Annotated in this window: 20 protein-coding genes; 19 read left to right on the top strand and 1 reads right to left on the bottom strand. The window is 52.8% G+C overall.

Annotation, left to right across the window (positions count from 1 at the left end; all coding sequences use genetic code 11):
* Window positions 1-66: 66 nt before the first annotated feature.
* The 10 genes from ACO6BQ_RS09160 (at window position 67) to ACO6BQ_RS09115 (ending at window position 7,268) form a co-directional block, all read left to right on the top strand.
* Window positions 67-819, top strand: coding sequence for a DNA-methyltransferase (locus ACO6BQ_RS09160; RefSeq protein ID WP_489120561.1), 753 nt, complete (start codon window positions 67-69; stop codon window positions 817-819).
* Between the two features lie 15 nt (window positions 820-834).
* On the top strand, window positions 835-1,434 hold the full coding sequence (locus ACO6BQ_RS09155) for an HNH endonuclease (protein ID WP_489120560.1): 600 nt from the start codon (window positions 835-837) through the stop codon (window positions 1,432-1,434).
* 19 nt (window positions 1,435-1,453) lie between these two features.
* Window positions 1,454-1,999 carry an N-acetylmuramoyl-L-alanine amidase family protein gene (locus tag ACO6BQ_RS09150; RefSeq protein ID WP_489120559.1) on the top strand — a complete coding sequence of 182 codons (546 nt, stop codon included), beginning with the start codon at window positions 1,454-1,456 and terminating at the stop codon, window positions 1,997-1,999.
* Entirely contained in the window at window positions 1,996-2,277 is a 282-nt protein-coding gene (locus tag ACO6BQ_RS09145) for a prevent-host-death protein (protein WP_489120558.1), read from the top strand. Before ACO6BQ_RS09150 ends, ACO6BQ_RS09145 begins: the two co-directional genes overlap by 4 nt.
* Window positions 2,274-3,881, top strand: coding sequence for a DNA cytosine methyltransferase (locus ACO6BQ_RS09140; RefSeq protein WP_489120557.1), 1,608 nt, complete (start codon window positions 2,274-2,276; stop codon window positions 3,879-3,881). Before ACO6BQ_RS09145 ends, ACO6BQ_RS09140 begins: the two co-directional genes overlap by 4 nt.
* A gap of 57 nt (window positions 3,882-3,938) precedes the next feature.
* Entirely contained in the window at window positions 3,939-4,748 is an 810-nt protein-coding gene (locus ACO6BQ_RS09135; protein ID WP_489120556.1) for a virulence protein, read from the top strand.
* The gene (locus ACO6BQ_RS09130) at window positions 4,732-4,968 is read left to right on the top strand and encodes a DUF4314 domain-containing protein (protein ID WP_489120555.1); all 237 of its coding nucleotides are present in this window, start codon (window positions 4,732-4,734) and stop codon (window positions 4,966-4,968) included. Before ACO6BQ_RS09135 ends, ACO6BQ_RS09130 begins: the two co-directional genes overlap by 17 nt.
* Entirely contained in the window at window positions 4,965-5,141 is a 177-nt protein-coding gene (locus tag ACO6BQ_RS09125; protein ID WP_489120553.1) for a DUF5049 domain-containing protein, read from the top strand. The genes ACO6BQ_RS09130 and ACO6BQ_RS09125 overlap by 4 nt, the downstream gene beginning before the upstream one ends.
* A 152-nt stretch (window positions 5,142-5,293) precedes the next feature.
* Window positions 5,294-5,572, top strand: a complete 279-nt coding sequence (locus ACO6BQ_RS09120) for an Nmad4 family putative nucleotide modification protein (RefSeq protein WP_489120552.1) — start codon at window positions 5,294-5,296, stop codon at window positions 5,570-5,572.
* Between the two features lie 94 nt (window positions 5,573-5,666).
* A complete protein-coding gene (locus tag ACO6BQ_RS09115; protein ID WP_489120551.1) occupies window positions 5,667-7,268 on the top strand; it encodes a terminase large subunit in 1,602 nt (533 codons plus the stop codon).
* A gap of 103 nt (window positions 7,269-7,371) precedes the next feature.
* Here the strand turns inward: ACO6BQ_RS09115 and ACO6BQ_RS09110 are convergent, their stop codons facing one another.
* Complete coding sequence (locus tag ACO6BQ_RS09110; RefSeq protein WP_489120550.1) at window positions 7,372-8,262, bottom strand: GIY-YIG nuclease family protein; 891 nt, start codon at window positions 8,260-8,262, stop codon at window positions 7,372-7,374.
* 39 nt (window positions 8,263-8,301) lie between these two features.
* Here ACO6BQ_RS09110 and ACO6BQ_RS09105 point away from each other — a divergent pair, with 39 nt between their 5' ends.
* The 9 genes from ACO6BQ_RS09105 (at window position 8,302) to ACO6BQ_RS09065 (ending at window position 15,961) form a co-directional block, all read left to right on the top strand.
* Window positions 8,302-9,555, top strand: coding sequence for a phage portal protein (locus ACO6BQ_RS09105; protein WP_489120549.1), 1,254 nt, complete (start codon window positions 8,302-8,304; stop codon window positions 9,553-9,555).
* A complete protein-coding gene (locus ACO6BQ_RS09100; protein ID WP_489120547.1) occupies window positions 9,545-10,234 on the top strand; it encodes a head maturation protease, ClpP-related in 690 nt (229 codons plus the stop codon). Before ACO6BQ_RS09105 ends, ACO6BQ_RS09100 begins: the two co-directional genes overlap by 11 nt.
* Window positions 10,235-10,257: 23 nt before the next feature.
* Window positions 10,258-11,433: a phage major capsid protein gene (locus tag ACO6BQ_RS09095; protein ID WP_489120546.1), complete on the top strand. Its 1,176-nt coding sequence runs from the start codon at window positions 10,258-10,260 to the stop codon at window positions 11,431-11,433.
* Window positions 11,434-11,465: 32 nt separating this feature from the next.
* Window positions 11,466-11,741, top strand: a complete 276-nt coding sequence (locus ACO6BQ_RS09090; RefSeq protein WP_489120545.1) for a head-tail connector protein — start codon at window positions 11,466-11,468, stop codon at window positions 11,739-11,741.
* Window positions 11,742-11,753: 12 nt separating this feature from the next.
* Window positions 11,754-12,080: a phage head closure protein gene (locus ACO6BQ_RS09085; protein ID WP_489120563.1), complete on the top strand. Its 327-nt coding sequence runs from the start codon at window positions 11,754-11,756 to the stop codon at window positions 12,078-12,080.
* A gap of 110 nt (window positions 12,081-12,190) precedes the next feature.
* Window positions 12,191-12,583 (top strand): phage holin family protein, encoded by a 393-nt coding sequence (locus ACO6BQ_RS09080; RefSeq protein ID WP_037350271.1) that lies wholly within the window; start codon window positions 12,191-12,193, stop codon window positions 12,581-12,583.
* 108 nt (window positions 12,584-12,691) lie between these two features.
* Window positions 12,692-12,877, top strand: coding sequence for an SHOCT domain-containing protein (locus tag ACO6BQ_RS09075; RefSeq protein WP_026762616.1), 186 nt, complete (start codon window positions 12,692-12,694; stop codon window positions 12,875-12,877).
* Between the two features lie 34 nt (window positions 12,878-12,911).
* Window positions 12,912-14,405: a recombinase family protein gene (locus ACO6BQ_RS09070; protein WP_489120544.1), complete on the top strand. Its 1,494-nt coding sequence runs from the start codon at window positions 12,912-12,914 to the stop codon at window positions 14,403-14,405.
* Complete coding sequence (locus ACO6BQ_RS09065; protein WP_489120543.1) at window positions 14,390-15,961, top strand: recombinase family protein; 1,572 nt, start codon at window positions 14,390-14,392, stop codon at window positions 15,959-15,961. The genes ACO6BQ_RS09070 and ACO6BQ_RS09065 overlap by 16 nt, the downstream gene beginning before the upstream one ends.
* The last annotated feature ends 93 nt before the right edge of the window (window positions 15,962-16,054 follow it).

Raw genomic sequence — 16,054 nt, 5'->3', positions numbered from 1 at the left:
TGGCTTTTGGGCAAGCATCGTCTCCTTTGTGCCGACTCTACAAAACCAGAGGATGTAAAACTTCTCATGGATAGCAAAAAAGCGAATGTGTGCATTACCGACCCGCCGTATTCGTGTAACTACACAGGCGGCACAGGCATGAAAATCATGAACGACAACCTAAAGGGCGAGGAGTTCTATCAGTTCCTGCTTTCTGCATTCAAAAATGCCTATGAGAATCTTGCGGACGGAGCTGCCATTTACATCTTTCACTCGGATGCGGAAAAGGTCAACTTCTACAATGCCGTTGTTGCTGCCGGATTTCACTACTCAACAACCTGTATTTGGGTAAAGCAGTCCCTTGTTCTGGGACGCTTTGATTATCAAATGCGCCATGAGCCAGTCATCTATGCATTCAAGGACACTGTAAAGCACAAATTCTACGGAGACAGAAAGCAGACCACTGTTTGGGAATTTGACCGACCAAGCAAGTCGAAACTGCACCCGACAACGAAACCGCTCCCGCTCATTGCATACCCCATGAAAAACTCCTCGTTGGTCAACAGCATCGTCTTGGATTTGTTCGGGGGCAGCGGATCGACATTGATGGCAGCAGAGCAGATGGATCGCACGGCATATCTGATGGAACTTGATCCTGTTTACGCTTCGGCGATTGTGCGCCGTTTTGTGGCATATCGTGGAAATACAGAGGACGTGCATATCATCCGTGACGGGAAAACGCTGCCCTGCTCCGAGGTATATATCCCCACAGCAGAGGATCTCGGTATGAAGGATAGTGCGATAAACGACGTTCAAAAGGGGCGGAAGAAAGGAGGATGAGGGAACGTGTGCAATGTGAAATATACGTTTTCTGAGGACGGGAGCGTTGCCTATGGGCATCTTCCTGACGGTATCGTTTTTATGGTAGATACTGCATCTTTGGATAAGATCGCCGGCATCAGCTTTTATCGTAATTACCGTGATTTGACGGGGAAAATCCTTTATGTGATGGATAGACACAGAAAACAGCTACATCGTCATCTGGTGGATGTCCCCAAGGGTTACGAAGTTGATCATATCAATCTGGACACGTTGGACAATCGCCTGTGCAACCTCAGAATTTGTACGCATCAACAGAATCAATGCAATCAACCACAGCAAAGGAACAACACGTCTGGGGTGACGGGTGTCAGCTTCTACAAACCTCGTGGGAAATATCGTGCGAGAATCAAGATTTGTCAGCATGATATACACCTTGGTTATTATCAAACATTTGAAGAAGCTGTTCAGGCGCGGAATGTGGGAATGGCTTGTATGTTCGGGGATTACGGACGGTATGACGAGGTGGAAGAAATTCCTCCGTGGATAGAAGAAGATGTCATCAACCGATGTAAACGGTTCGTGGATTTATCAATCTGCGAATCGTTTATTGATTTTGTGAAGAATGCGGCGTAATGCCGAAGGAGGCAGCACAATGAAAGTTTTTCTAAACGCAGGTCATGCCCCGGACGGGAATCCAGACCCAGGAGCGTGCGGATATGGACTGCGGGAATGTGATGTGGCAAAGAACGTCGCTGACCTTGTTGCGGGCTATCTCGTTGCCGCAGGTGTCGAGGTGGTCGGCAACTTGCAGTCCGACAGCCTCCATGAAGTCGTATCGGTTTCCAACTGTACGGATGCCGACGTGTTCATCTCCATCCACTGCAACGCCTGTAACGGCATGGCAAACGGAATGGAGGTCTGGCACTTCTACGGAAGTAGCGCAGGGGAGACACTGGCACAGTGTATCCAGAATCAGATTGTGGATGCGCTCAGAACGGTGGATCGCGGCGTGAAGGGAGCAAAGCCCGGTGTCAACGGACTGTATGTTCTGAGCAACACCGATGCAGTCGCCGTGCTCGTGGAGCTTGCGTTTATCGACCATGCGGGCGACGCGCATTTGCTCCGCAGTCAGCAGGATGAATTTGCCCGCGCCATTGCGCGTGGGGTAACGGATTATGAAAGCGAGGAAAAGTTATGAAACTGGAACACATTCAAAACGAGATGAAGAATCATATCGGGGACTTTGTGCAGACGGAGGCAAAAGAGGCAACCGTCCTCTGGCTGCATGAAAAGGGGCTTCCCGCCGCCCGTGAAGTATCGGCGGCATATACGGCGGTGCTTCGTGAGAGTGCGGAGAAGGAGACGGGCTGGTGCAGATTCCGTGACCGCATCTTCCTGCCGTTCGTCATCGAGGGAGCGATCTGGATGACGGGCAAGATGCTTGAGCGTATGACCGCGCCTCATTCTGTAAAATGATGACGCTCGGCAGTTTGTTTGACGGAAGCGGGGGCTTTACACTTGGGGCAGTCCTCGCGGGGATTACACCGATATGGGCATCGGAAGTTGAGCCGTTCCCGATTCGCGTCACTACGAAGCGGCTTCCCTCCGTCAAACATCTTGGAGACATCCATCGGATTCACGGGGATAAGATCGAGCCTGTGGACATCATCACATTCGGTTCTCCCTGCACGAATCTCAGTATTGCAGGACGCAGGGACGGGCTTTACGGTGCGGAATCCGTACTGTTCTTCGAGGCAATTCGTATCGTTCGGGAAATGAGGAGGGGGACGGATGGGAAATATCCGAGATTCATCGTGTGGGAAAACGTCGCGGGAGCATTCTCGAGTTCCGGGGGGCGGGACTTCCAATCCGTCCTTACGGAGATTGTCCGCATCAAAGAACCGAAAGCACCCGAGGTGCCTTTGCCTGAAAAAGGTGGATGGGCATACGCCGATATTCTCATGGGAGACGGATGGAGCGTTGCTTACCGGCTCATGGACGCACAGGGCTGGGGAGTTCCACAGCGTCGGCGCAGAATCTACCTTGTCGCAGATTTTGGAGGATCAAGTGCCGGACAAATACTATTTGACACCGAAAGTGTGCGTGGGGATCTTGCGCCGTGCTTCGCTGCGTGGCAAGGCACTGCCAGAGAGCTTGCGGATGGCACTCATGCGTCAGGCGGGCGGGTAAGCGCAGGTTTCTGTACCGAACATTCCGCACAGAGCCGCAGCATCGGCTATGCGGAGGAGAAGTCTCCGACGCTTCGGGCGGAAACCGTTCCCGCCGTATTCGAGTCACATGGAGCAGACGCACGGTATAGTGGTCCCCTTCCTGTTGCGCCGACGGTCTCTCGTCATTACGGCACGGGCGGGAATAATCAGCCGCTTGTATTGAAGGACGTACAGGCATACGGCATCTCCTCGTTCCAGTCCAATGCCATGAAATCCGACAATCCGCACTCAGGCATCTATGAGACGGAGACGGCGCGGACAGTAGATAAGAATGGTGGAAATCCCTCGTGCTGTCAGGGTGGCGTTGCGGTCGTCTCCATCCAAGGATCGATGATCGGGCGCTCCGAAAAGAACGGCCCGCAGGGAAGCGGTATCGCAGAGAATGTGAGTTTTACGCTCAACACTGCCGACCGTCATGCGGTCTATGCCATGACCACAGGCTGCCACTCTCATTTTGCAAAGGAGAAATGCCCGACGCTGATGGCACGGGATTATAAAGACCCGATGATTGTCAATCAGCCCGTCTATGCCGTGCGCAGATTGACACCAACCGAGTGCGGACGTTTGCAGGGCTTTCCCGATGGATGGTGCGCGGGGCTTGAAACGGATAATCCCACGGAGGAAGAAATGGTGTTCTGGCGCGCGGTCTTTGAGACGCACCGAAAAATCACAGGCGGCAAGAAGCCCAAGACCGATACGCAGATTCGCAGATGGCTGAAGAATCCGCACTCGGATGCAGCAGAGTATAAGATGTGGGGGAACGGTGTCGCACTTCCTTGTGTGTTCTACGTCCTTACAGGAATTGCACATTTCGGGCATTCGGTGTATACAACAGAATCCGCTTGCTAATTACTCCGACCAGAGGCATGTATGTAATGACCAAAGTTCATAAAGGAGGAAAACACCATGAAGGTCAATTACAACATCCAAAAGGAAGAGCGTAAGGCGATGGTCGGGATCATCAGCAAGGCAGTCGGCGAAAATCCCGTCTACTGCGGCGCACCGAGCTTTTCCTACAAGGTCGGCGCATTCGAGATCACGAAGGACGGCGGTCTTTGCTTCGACGATGCCACCGATGAAGCGACCGTTGCGCGTGTGCGCACGGCACTGCGCGAAGCGGGCTTCACGGCCGAGGACGGGGAGAACGAGGCTTCCTGCGCGGCCACAGGGGCGAAGGAGCCGAGCACAACGGAATCCGCGACGAGCGAGACTCCTTGCGAGGACACGGCGCAGAACGATTCCACCCCGACGGAAACGGCAGATGCAGAAGCTGACTCCTCCGAAGATACCCTTTCCATCAGTCTCCCGCGCAGCCTTTTCACCGAGACGGCACTGCAGAATCTGGATGCACTCCTTCTGAGCAAGGGGCGGCTGATTTGCCATGCCTTTGACATCCGAGAAGCGACCTACACGCTAGAGGGCGACCGCATCACCTTTGCATGGCTGCACGGCACGATCACCGATGAGACGGCAAAGGCATATGCCGAGTTCATCAGTAAACTCTGCCTGATGGCGCGGACGCAAAAGCGCGCCACGGCGAAGGAGAAGATTGTGGACAACGAGAAATACGCATTCCGCTGCTTTCTCCTGCGCCTTGGCATGATCGGAAACGCCTACAAAGAGTCGCGTAAGATTCTCCTGCAGAACCTTACGGGCAGCAGCGCGTTCAAGAGCGGACATCGGAAGGGGGCTGAGGATCATGCGGTTTCCGAGTAAGGAACAGATCGCCGTGCTTCGAGAGCGGTACCCACGCGGGACGAAGGTGGAACTTCTCGCGATGGACGATCCCCAAGCCCCACCGACAGGAACGATGGGCGAGATTCTGCGCGTTGACGATGCGGGACAGCTTCTCGTCCGATGGGAGACAGGCTCGTCACTGAGTCTGATCCCCGGTGTGGACTCCTTCCGCATCGCAGAGAAAGGCGGCAGGTCATGAACGAGACGATTTTCACGCAGATCATGGACATCCGCGACTCAGGGCGGGTGAATATGTTCGACATTCCCTCCGTGCAGCGCATGGCATTTAAGATGGAATTCTACGAACTCATCTGCTTCATCGAGGAGGATCGTGCGGCGTATGTACGCTTTATCCTCACGGGCGAAGAGTAAGTTTTACGGCTTCTTGCACAGCCTTTCGGGGCTGTGTTTCTCTCGAAAAATAAGTGTAGTTTATCCGAAATATGACTTGCTATATCCTGCGTTTAGAGGCATATATGTACATGACAAAGGGAACAACCTACACAGAAAGCGAGGAACACAAAATGAAAAGCGCAGAAGCAAGATGGCCGAAGACCACCACGATGGAGCACCTCGATGAGATGCGGTTCGGGACGAGCGGCGCAATCCTGCGCTACGGCCAGCAGATCCTTGTGGTCGGGATGGAGTGTTGGGGCTTTCACGCAGCCGTCTACGAGATGGTCGAAACGCTGGAGGAGACAGGCTTCGCGGACATCGAATGCCGCCTGAACCTCGTCGAAGCCTGCGCGGAGCTTTTCGAGGACGGCGGGCACGCGATGGCTTGGTGCATGAAGCGCATCTAAGCCGCACCAAACAACAAAACAGCCCTTCGGGGCTGCTTCTCGTTACAGATATTTTGAGTCGCTGACGGCGGCTCTTTTTTGATGGGGTGATTGCTTGCGGAAACTGACGGACTACAAGCCGACAAAGTTCAGGGCAGAGAACGCACACTATGACAAAGCAGCTGCGGATTATGCTGTGGGCTTTATCGAGTGCCTGTGCCATACGAAGGGGACGTGGGCAGGAAAGCCATTCGAACTCATCGACTGGCAGGAACGCATCATCCGAGATATTTTCGGAATTTTGAAGCCGAACGGCTATCGGCAGTTCAACACAGCGTATATCGAGATAGGGAAGAAGAACGGGAAGAGCGAACTTGCGGTCGCTGTCGCACTGCTCCTTTGCTGTGGAGACGGTGAGGAACGTGCCGAGGTGTATGGGTGTGCTGCCGACCGTCAACAGGCGAGCATCGTGTTCGAGGTCGCTGCCGACATGGTGCGTATGTGTCCCGCACTCGGCAAGCGGGTGAAGATTCTCGCCTCTCAGAAGCGCATGGTGTATCTGCCGACGAATAGCTTCTATCAGGTGCTTTCGGCAGAGGCATATTCAAAGCACGGCTTCAACATTCACGGTGTTGTATTCGACGAACTTCACACACAGCCGAACCGCAAGCTCTTTGACGTTATGACGAAAGGCTCCGGCGATGCGCGTATGCAGCCGCTCTACTTCCTCATTACGACAGCGGGGACGGATACGCAGTCCATCTGCTACGAGACGCACCAGAAAGCGAAGGATATTCTCGAAGGGCGAAAGATCGACTCTACCTTCTACCCCGTGATCTACGGAGCAAAGGAAGATGAGGACTGGACAGATCCCGAGGTATGGAAGCGGTCGAATCCGTCCCTCGGGATTACGGTCGGCATTGACAAGGTACAGGCGGCGTGTGACTCTGCACGGCAGAATCCCGCCGAGGAGAACAGTTTCCGTCAGTTGCGTCTGAATCAATGGGTGAAACAGTCCGTGCGGTGGATGCCGATGGATAAGTGGGATGCGTGCTCCATGCCTGTGGATGCCGAGTCATTGGAGGGGCGCGTCTGCTACGGCGGACTAGACCTTTCCTCCACGATGGACATTACGGCATTTGTTCTGGTGTTTCCACCGACAGAGGAGGATGAGCCGTTTGCCGTGCTTCCGTACTTCTGGATTCCCGAGGAGAACATTGACCTTCGCGTGCGCCGCGACCATGTGCCGTATGACGTATGGCAGAAGCAGGGCTACCTGCAAACGACCGAGGGAAATGTGGTTCATTACGGATTTATCGAGGCGTTCATTGAGAAACTGGGCGAGAAGTACAACATTCGTGAGATTGCTTTTGACCGATGGGGCGCGGTGCAGATGGTGCAGAACCTCGAAGGAATGGGATTCACCGTTGTTCCATTCGGGCAGGGCTTCAAGGATATGAGTCCGCCGACCAAGGAGCTGATGAAGCTGACGCTGGAAAAGAAAATAGTGCACGGCGGGCATCCCGTCATGCGCTGGATGGCAGACAATATCTTCATTCGCACCGACCCTGCGGGCAACATCAAGGTAGACAAGGAGAAATCCACCGAGAAGATTGATGGTGTGATTGCGCTCATCATGGCACTCGACCGTGCGATCCGCTGTGGGAATGATACCTCAGCATCTGTTTATGACGAGCGAGGAATTTTGTTGCTGTGAGAGGGTAGAAAAAGGAGGGCAGGTGGAATAAATGATTTACTCTGCATATGAATAACAAGCAATGTTAGTTTATATGCGATTCGAGCCGCGAAGATAGTAACGTTCATTCCAACATTAAATTTTCGTATTCTTTGAGTGTTGTTCCGTTTTCTGTTTTCCATGCTATCAAACCGTTTGTAGATTGCCCTACAAGAAATCTTGCAGCGGCAGATGGGCTAGAGAAAAGCATATCTTCTAAGAGAATACCGTCGGATATATGGGATTTTCTTCTGCGCTTACTTATTCCAGCAGATATTGTTGAATCCTCCATTGGGGAGACCTTGCTTCCTTGTAAAACAACAAATCCCTCTGCCGTATGCTTGCCTTTTGCTTCGATGGTTCTGCCAAGTTTCCGTATTTTTCTTGATAGATAAAAAATCACATTTGTTCTTTTCTCTATAAAGTTTGATATTTGTTCTTCTGATACTGTTGTTGATAGTGGCTCGAAAATTTTGTGTCCTAATACACCCATGATTATACGGGCTTTTTCAGTAAACTCTTTCAGTTCGCTTTCTTTTTCCTCGGTTATATTTCCCTGGGTTGGTTCATTTCCGTTTTTTATCTCGTATCGCTGCGCATCTATTGCAAGGTTACAAAACTTATTCTCAAGAAAACTTATTTCAGTAGGTCCGAAAGAGTTGTTTGAAGTAGTGAAGACAACAGCCTCGTTCCAATAATCATCTTTCTTGTGCTCAAGCAATCGATGGAGAATACCTTTCCCGTTTTTCCGATTACCGGCTTGGCCTATATAGGCGAGGGGCTTTTCTGTTTCATCGGATGTGCCAAAGAGAAAATATACGCCGCTCTGTTTTAGATCGTCACGGTCTTTACATTTTTCAAGAGATGTTCTTGGAATTTTATAGACTGTGCCAGTCCAGTTGGATAAGGTGCATTTTATGCGTCCGATTGGTGTATCGTCCATAAGAAATACGTTGATATTTTTTCCACGTGCCATTTTACTCTCCCTAACCCTAATCGAAAGGTTGCTGATACCATGAACATCTTCTCAAAACTTTTCCGTTCGCGGGACAAGCCCATGAATCATCTTGGCGGCTTGTCCTTTTTGTTCGGGCAGACGGCAGCGGGCAAGGCAGTCAACGAACGGACGGCAATGCAGACAACGGCGGTCTACGCCTGTGTCCGCATCTTAGCCGAATCCATCGCAGGGCTGCCGCTTCGCGTCTACGCCTATCAAGGTCAGGGCAAAGAGCGTGTACCGGAGCATCCGCTGTACTTCCTGCTCCACGATGCGCCGAATCCCGAGATGACCTCCTTTATATTTCGCGAAACATTGATGAGTCACCTTCTTTTGTGGGGAAATGCCTATGCACAAATTTTGCGGGATGGCAGAGGGCGTGTTCTCGGACTCTATCCGCTGCTCCCGGACAAGATGGAAGTCAGCCGCGACAGCCGCACGGGTGAACTTTACTACACCTACACGAGAAGCACGGAGGAGAATCCGAACTTCAAAGATAAGGGGCAGATTCGTTTGCGACGCGAGGATGTCCTACACATTCCGGGACTCGGCTTCGACGGTCTGGTCGGCTATTCTCCCATCGCTATGGCAAAGAACGCCATCGGGATTGCACTTGCAACGGAAGAATACGGCGCTGCATTCTTCAAGAACGGAGCGCGTCCGGGCGGCGTGCTTGAGCATCCGGGTGTCCTCAAAGACCCGTCGAAACTCCGTGAGAGTTGGCACGCCGTCTACGGCGGCACGATGAACACGGGCAGGATTGCTGTTCTTGAGGAAGGGGTAAAGTATCAGCAGATTGCCATACCGCCCGAGGAGGCGCAGTTCCTTGAGACAAGGAAGTTCCAGATCGACGAGATCGCGCGGCTCTACCGTGTACCGCCGCATATGGTCGGGGATTTGGAGAAGTCCAGCTTCTCGAATATCGAGCAGCAGTCCTTAGAGTTCGTGAAGTACACACTGAACCCGTGGGTCATGCGATGGGAGCAGTCGTTGCAGAAAGCGTTACTATCAGATAAGGAGCAGAAGGACTACTTCATCCGCTTCAACGTGGACGGTCTTCTGCGCGGGGACTACAAGAGCCGCATGGAGGGATATGCCATCGGGCGGCAAAACGGATGGCTTTCGGCAAATGACATCCGCAGCCTTGAGGACATGAATCCCATCGAAGCGGAGGAGGGCGGCGATTTGTACCTCATCAACGGGAATATGACAAAACTGAGGGACGCAGGGCTGTTTGCAGGGAATCAGAAGGGAGTAAGTGATGAAACGTAAATTTTGGAACTGGGTGCGGAACGAGGGAGAGAAGCGAATCTTGCTTCTGGACGGTGAAATCTCGGACGAAACGTGGTGGGGGGATGAAATTACACCCCAGATGTTTCGATCTGAGCTTCACGCCGCCGAGGGAGATATTGACCTCTGGATCAACTCACCAGGCGGGGACTGCTATGCGGCGGCACAGATCTACAATATGCTCATGGAGTATAAGGGGAACGTCAATGTCAAGATTGACGGGATTGCCGCTTCCGCCGCATCCGTCGTCGCAATGGCAGGAACGACCGTTGAGATGTCACCCGTGGCTACCATTATGATCCACAACCCGATGACCGTCTCCATCGGGGATACACATGAGATGGAGCGGACGATCACATTCCTTGCCGAAATCAAAGAGAGCATCATTAACGCCTATGAACTCAAGACGGGACTGTCCCGTGCGAAGATTTCGCGGCTGATGGATGCCGAGACGTGGATGAACGCAAAGAAGGCGGTGGAGCTTGGATTTGCGGATTCCGTTCTCTATGCGGACGTTCAGCGTCCTGTGACCGATACGGCAGACGGACTAATTTTCTCCCGTGCCGCCGTCACGAACTCTCTGCTCTCGAAATTCGGGCAGGGGACACACAATGTCGATGCAGAGCCGCTCAAACGACGGCTCTTTTCTATTTCACATTAAGGAATTAACGGAGGGACAAGAACATGGATAAGATCATGGCAATGCGCGAGAAGCGTGCAGAAATGTGGGAACAGGCAAAGCAGTTTCTGGATTCTCACGAAAAGGACGGTCGTCTTACGGCAGAGGATGCCAAAGCGTACGAGCAGATGGAGAACGAGGTGCTCGCGCTCGGCAAGGACATCGAGCGCATGGAGCGTCAGGCAATTCTTGACGCGCAGCGCGCAAAGCCTGTAACGTCGGCAATCACCAACATTCCGGGTGCATCTCTCAATGCGGAAAAGACAGGACGTGCAAGCGAGGCATACCGCTCGGCGATGCTCAAGGCACTGCGTACGAACTTCCGTCAGGTGGAGAACGTCCTGCAGGAGGGTGTGGATGCAAACGGCGGTTATCTCGTTCCCGAGGAATACGATCAGCGTCTCATTGACGTTCTGAATGAGGAGAACGTCCTGCGTCCGCTTGCGACGGTCATCACAACGAGCGGCGAGCACAAGATCAACATCGCCGCCACAAAACCTGCGGCTGCGTGGATTGAGGAGGGCGCAGCACTTACCTTCGGGGACGCGACCTTCGACCAGATTGTTCTCGACGCACACAAACTCCACGTCGCGGTCAAGGTGACGGAGGAGCTGCTCTACGATAACGCCTTCAATCTTGAGAACTACCTCATCGAGCAGTTCGGCAAAGCACTCGGCAACGCAGAGGAGGACGCATTCCTGAACGGCGATGGGACGCACAAGCCGAAGGGACTTCTCACCTCGGCAAAGACATCCGTCACCACGGCGGCAGCAGACCTCAAGGCGGACGAACTCGTGACGCTCGTCTACAGCCTCAAGCGTCCCTACCGCAAGAATGCGTCGTTCATCGTCAACGATCAGACGCTTGCAAGCATCCGAAAGCTCAAGGATGCGAATGGCGCATATTTCTGGCAGCCGTCGTATCAGATGGGTGAACCCGACCGTCTGCTCGGCTACCCCGTCTATTCCTCGGCATATATGCCGAGCATCGCGGCGGGCAAGACCGTCATCGCGTTCGGCGATTACTCCTACTACAACATCGGGGATCGCGGCACGCGCTCTCTGCAGGAACTGAAGGAGTTGTTTGCGGGTAACGGCATGGTCGGGTACGTTATGAAGGAGCGTGTGGACGGCAAACTCGTTCTTGAGGAAGCCGTGCAGATGCTCAAGATGAAGGGTTGATGTATGTTTGCGGCAAGAGGGGAGGTGGTTTTATGCTTGTGCCGCTTACAGCAGTCAAGCAGTATCTGCGGATTGACGGCGATGAGGAGGACGATCTCCTCATTCATTTTGCAGAAACGGCAGAACAGATTTGTACTGCATTACTGCGCGTGAAGAAGCTGTCCAAGGTCGAAGATCAGGCGATTGTGCGCGTTGCAATCCTCTATGCCGTCTCCTATCTCTACGAGCACCGGGAGGAAGCGGATCACAGAGGGCTTGCCTTGACACTGCGCTCACTGCTCTTTGGTGTGCGGAAGGAGGTCTTTTAGGTGAGAGTGTCCATGAGCGAACTGCGTCATCGAATCACTATTCTGCGTTCCGTAACGGAGACAGATGATGAGGGGAATATCCTTTCATCGTCGGTGCAGGAGATTGCAAAGGCATGGGCGCTTGTTCTGCCGTTTGCCGCGAAAATCTCCGACGGGTACGCTGAAAAGGTGCAGGAGGTGGATTACCGCATCGTCATTCGTTACCGTGCGGATGTGCGCGTGACCGACCTAGTGCAGTGGAATGGGAAGCGGCTCACACCCATTGCGCCGCCCTATCTGCTTGGCGGGAAGAAGCGATGGCTCGTGATGGAATGCAGGGAGTTGGTGGAAGATGGCTAGATACCGAGGTTTCATCTCTGCCGAGAAGATCCTCGCGGAATTCGGCGCAGAGGCGACGACTGCGCAGGATGAGCAATCTCAATAAATGGAAGAAAGCAGGGGGGGCTGATATGGATCAGATTTTGACAATACGCCTCTATGCGGCGGGCATTGGCATCGTAGTCGGGGAGTTCCTCGGCAGCTTTGACGATCTGCTCTATGCACTTGTCGCATTTGTGGCAACGGATTACATCACAGGAGTTCTCCGTGCGATTGTAGAGAAGAAGCTGTCGAGTGCCATCGGCTTCAAGGGCATCTGCAAGAAAGTCTGCATCTTCACCCTTGTCGGCGTGGCGAATGTGTTAGATGTTCACATCATCGGGAGCGGCTGTGTCCTACGCTCTGCCGTGATCTTCTTCTACATCTCGAATGAAGGAATCTCCATCATCGAGAACGCAGCGCGGATGGGGCTTCCCGTTCCGCAGAAACTGCAGGATATGATGCACAGCCTCAAAGATAAATAACTGCTTTAACCTCAATGCCCGGCGGCTTACCGTCGGGTTATTTTTATGCCCGCAAAGGTGACCACAAGAGCCGTTTTTGTCTGCTGTTTCATGAAGGGAGATGTTGAGATGAGCAAGGAAGAAGGAATACGGGAAATGACGTATCAGATGGTGATGCGTGCTTCATGGAAAATGCTGCAGAGCGGGCTTTTGTCAGAGGACGAGTATCTTGCGTTTGAAGCGAAAATGCGCGAGAAATATCGCCCCGTCATCGGGCTTCTATTTTCAGATATTGACTTGCTATCGTGCGGATAGTACGGGAATATGGGAGTGGAAAGGAGGGAGCACCATGAAGATACGAAGAGTTCAAGCAAGCCCTATATTGCAGAAAAAGCTGCGTGTGGCGGCATACGCCCGTGTTTCTGTGGATACGCTTCACCACTCCCTTGCGGCGCAGGTCAGTTACTACAGTACACTCATCCAAAAGAACCCCGCATGGGAATATGCCGGCGTGTACGCAGACGAAGGAATCACAGGGACAAGCACTACACACCGAGATGAGTTCAAGCGCCTGATCGCCGACTGCAACGCCGGGAAGATTGATTTGGTGCTCGTTAAAAGCATCAGCCGTTTTGCCCGTGACACCGTGGATTGCCTCAATACCGTTCGGAAATTGAAAGAGCAGGGCATTGCCGTCCGATTCGAGCGTGAGAACATTGATTCCACATCCGAGGACGGAGAGCTGCTCTTGACGCTGCTCGCATCTTTTGCGCAGGAAGAGAGCAGAAGCATTGGTGAAAACATCCGATGGGGCGTGCGGAGGCGGTTCGCACAGGGGATCCCGAACGGGCATAAACCGCCTTATGGCTACACTTGGGACGGCGAGATGTTCCGCATCGTTCCTTCCGAGGGCGAGATCGTCAAGGAGATATTTTGTAGATACCTTGCCGGAGAATCCGCATACGCCATCGCCAATACACTTGCGGGGCGCGGAATCACAGGACGGCAGGGGAGACCAATAGAGCAGACCACGGTCAAAGACATCCTCTCAAATTGCTCCTACACGGGTACAATGGTGCTGCAGAAGAACTACATCACGGAAGGTCATATCCGCAAACGGAATAAAGGCGAACTTCCCATTTACATGGTGGATGGAGTGTTCGAGCCTCTGGTGTCAAAGGTAGATTTCGACAAGGCACAGGAGATACGGAAACGGAGAGCCGAAGGGGCGGCCAATCGGAATCCTGTGCTGATGCCGTTTTCCGGAATGGTGAAATGCGGATGCTGCGGAGGCGGCTTCAGCAGAAGAACTGCCGGGAAGTACAGGCGATGGGGCTGCAACACGAGAGAGCGGAAAGGTAGGAAATCCTGTGACAGCCGTCCGATCAAGGAAGAGGAGCTTGCGGCTGCGGTCAGAGACGTCATGGAGAAGGATGATTTTGATACTGCAGAACTCAAACGCAAGGTGTCCAAGGTCGTCATTCACGGTGATCGAATCGACTTCCATCTCGTCAACGGTCGCATAAAAAAGACTGCCCGCATCTACAACGGGCAGCGCGGCAGCAATCCCTTCACCAACAAAGTGTACTGTGCCTCCTGCGGAAGCAAGTGTGAGCGCGATACATGGACGAAGGGGACTAAGGTGTGGGCTTGCAGTCAGCCGCGCACAAAGTGCCAACTGAGGAGATTACCAGAGTCAGAACTGAAGGAAGCTGTGGCATCCTTTTTTGGCAATGGCTACGAGGGCAAGATTGTGCAGAACGTCGAGCGGATTGTCATATCCGACGATGAGGTCATATTTCAACTCAAAGAAGGAGGCGCATACCGATGGCAAAGACAGTGAGGGTCATCCCTGCCAGTCCTAAAATCTTTCGCTCTGAGGTTACGGCAGAACCAAGGCGACGCAGAACGGCAGGGTATGCCAGAGTTTCCACCGACCATGAAGAACAGGCTTCCAGTTACGAAATGCAGATGGCGCATTACAAGAACTACATCGAGAGTCGTGCAGACTGGGATTTCGTCGGTATGTATTCGGACGAAGGGATCAGTGAAACCAACACAAAGAAACGTGACGGCTTCAACCAGATGATTGAGGATGCCCTTGCCGGCAAGATTGATCTTATCATTACAAAGTCGGTCAGCCGCTTTGCGAGAAACACTGTGGATTCTCTGCAGAACGTCCGCAAGCTCAAGGAAAACGGCGTAGAGATTTACTTCGAGAAGGAGAACATCTGGACGTTCGATACGCGCGGAGAACTCCTTATCACGATTATGTCCAGCTTGGCTCAGGAGGAGAGCCGCAGTATCTCGGAGAACACCACATGGGGCAAGCGCAAGCAGTTCGCCGAGGGCAAGACCAGTGTGGGCTACAGTGCCTTTCTCGGCTATGACAAGGACTTCGAAATCAACGAGGAACAGGCGAAAGTGGTGAAGCTCATCTATAAACTCTTCCTCGGCGGGCGATCCTTCTATGCCATTACCAAGGAACTGGAGAAGCGTTGCATCAAATCCCCGTCGGGAAAGGACAAGTGGTACATCTCCACAGTGCGTTCCATCCTCACGAATGAGAAGTATCGTGGTGATGCGCTGATTCAGAAACAATACACGGCAGACTTCTTGGATAAGACGCGACGTAAGAACACAGGGGAGATTCCGCAGTACTATGTGGAAGAACATCACGAGGCGATTATCCCGCCGGACTTATTCGACTTTGTGCAAGCGGAGATAAAGCGTAGAGAGCAGAACGGCAAGCACAGCGGAGTGAGCATCTTCGCGAACAAAATCAAATGCGGCTGCTGCGGCGGTTACTACGGTGCGAAGGTCTGGCACTCGACCGACAAATACCGCAGAGTCATCTATCGCTGCAACAAAAAATATGCCCATAAGGGCAAGCCGTGTGGTACGAGGCATTTGACGGAGGAGGAAATCAAACAGATTTTCGTCAAGGCACTGAACTCCTTGATGGAGGTCAAAGAGAACGTGATTGCCGAACTCAGCTCTCTGATTGACAGCGTTTGCCAGATGGAGGAGCTGACTGAGGAGCGTAATAGAATAGAGCAGGAACTCAGTGTTTTGGCAGAACGTCTTGAAACACTGATTCGCGAGAATGCGCGGGTGGCACAGAATCAGACGGCATATCTGAAACAGGAGAATGAGATTCGCGCACTCTATGTGGAAAAGCAGGGGAGTTTGGAGAAGCTGGACGAGCAAATTGCCGAGAGGGAGAGTAAGAGAAAGACCTTGGAGGGCATGATTCAAGTGGTATGTGGTATCAACGGGGAACAAGTCGAGTTTGACGAGGAGTTGTGGGGCGGGCTGCTCGATCACGTTGTGGTTAAAGGGGATGGCGCGGTAGTTGTTGTTTTCAAAGGTGGGATTGAGATTGGTGTTGGAGGGTGAACGCAAAAGAGCTTTCATTCTGCCCTGATACCCCAAAGTTAGGGAAGCACTGATAAATTCAGCCACGCCATCTTGACGTATCTTTTTTGCCCG

Source organism: Centipeda sp. (in: firmicutes) (assembly GCF_057271695.1).
The sequence above is the reverse complement of the archived record's forward strand: the minus strand, read 5'-3'. Positions and strand labels throughout refer to the sequence as shown.

Excerpts from the sequence above, each read along its gene's own strand:
- ACO6BQ_RS09160 (WP_489120561.1), top strand. The coding sequence starts at position 67 with ATGGATAGCAAAAAAGCGAATGTGTGCATTACCGACCCGCCGTATTCG.
- ACO6BQ_RS09150 (WP_489120559.1), top strand. The coding sequence starts at position 1,454 with ATGAAAGTTTTTCTAAACGCAGGTCATGCCCCGGACGGGAATCCAGAC.
- ACO6BQ_RS09145 (WP_489120558.1), top strand. The coding sequence starts at position 1,996 with ATGAAACTGGAACACATTCAAAACGAGATGAAGAATCATATCGGGGAC.
- ACO6BQ_RS09140 (WP_489120557.1), top strand. The coding sequence starts at position 2,274 with ATGATGACGCTCGGCAGTTTGTTTGACGGAAGCGGGGGCTTTACACTT.
- ACO6BQ_RS09135 (WP_489120556.1), top strand. The coding sequence starts at position 3,939 with ATGAAGGTCAATTACAACATCCAAAAGGAAGAGCGTAAGGCGATGGTC.
- ACO6BQ_RS09130 (WP_489120555.1), top strand. The coding sequence starts at position 4,732 with ATGCGGTTTCCGAGTAAGGAACAGATCGCCGTGCTTCGAGAGCGGTAC.
- ACO6BQ_RS09125 (WP_489120553.1), top strand. The coding sequence starts at position 4,965 with ATGAACGAGACGATTTTCACGCAGATCATGGACATCCGCGACTCAGGG.
- ACO6BQ_RS09120 (WP_489120552.1), top strand. The coding sequence starts at position 5,294 with ATGAAAAGCGCAGAAGCAAGATGGCCGAAGACCACCACGATGGAGCAC.
- ACO6BQ_RS09110 (WP_489120550.1), bottom strand. The coding sequence starts at position 8,262 with ATGGCACGTGGAAAAAATATCAACGTATTTCTTATGGACGATACACCA.
- ACO6BQ_RS09105 (WP_489120549.1), top strand. The coding sequence starts at position 8,302 with ATGAACATCTTCTCAAAACTTTTCCGTTCGCGGGACAAGCCCATGAAT.
- ACO6BQ_RS09100 (WP_489120547.1), top strand. The coding sequence starts at position 9,545 with ATGAAACGTAAATTTTGGAACTGGGTGCGGAACGAGGGAGAGAAGCGA.
- ACO6BQ_RS09095 (WP_489120546.1), top strand. The coding sequence starts at position 10,258 with ATGGATAAGATCATGGCAATGCGCGAGAAGCGTGCAGAAATGTGGGAA.
- ACO6BQ_RS09090 (WP_489120545.1), top strand. The coding sequence starts at position 11,466 with ATGCTTGTGCCGCTTACAGCAGTCAAGCAGTATCTGCGGATTGACGGC.
- ACO6BQ_RS09085 (WP_489120563.1), top strand. The coding sequence starts at position 11,754 with ATGAGCGAACTGCGTCATCGAATCACTATTCTGCGTTCCGTAACGGAG.
- ACO6BQ_RS09080 (WP_037350271.1), top strand. The coding sequence starts at position 12,191 with ATGGATCAGATTTTGACAATACGCCTCTATGCGGCGGGCATTGGCATC.
- ACO6BQ_RS09075 (WP_026762616.1), top strand. The coding sequence starts at position 12,692 with ATGAGCAAGGAAGAAGGAATACGGGAAATGACGTATCAGATGGTGATG.
- ACO6BQ_RS09070 (WP_489120544.1), top strand. The coding sequence starts at position 12,912 with ATGAAGATACGAAGAGTTCAAGCAAGCCCTATATTGCAGAAAAAGCTG.
- ACO6BQ_RS09065 (WP_489120543.1), top strand. The coding sequence starts at position 14,390 with ATGGCAAAGACAGTGAGGGTCATCCCTGCCAGTCCTAAAATCTTTCGC.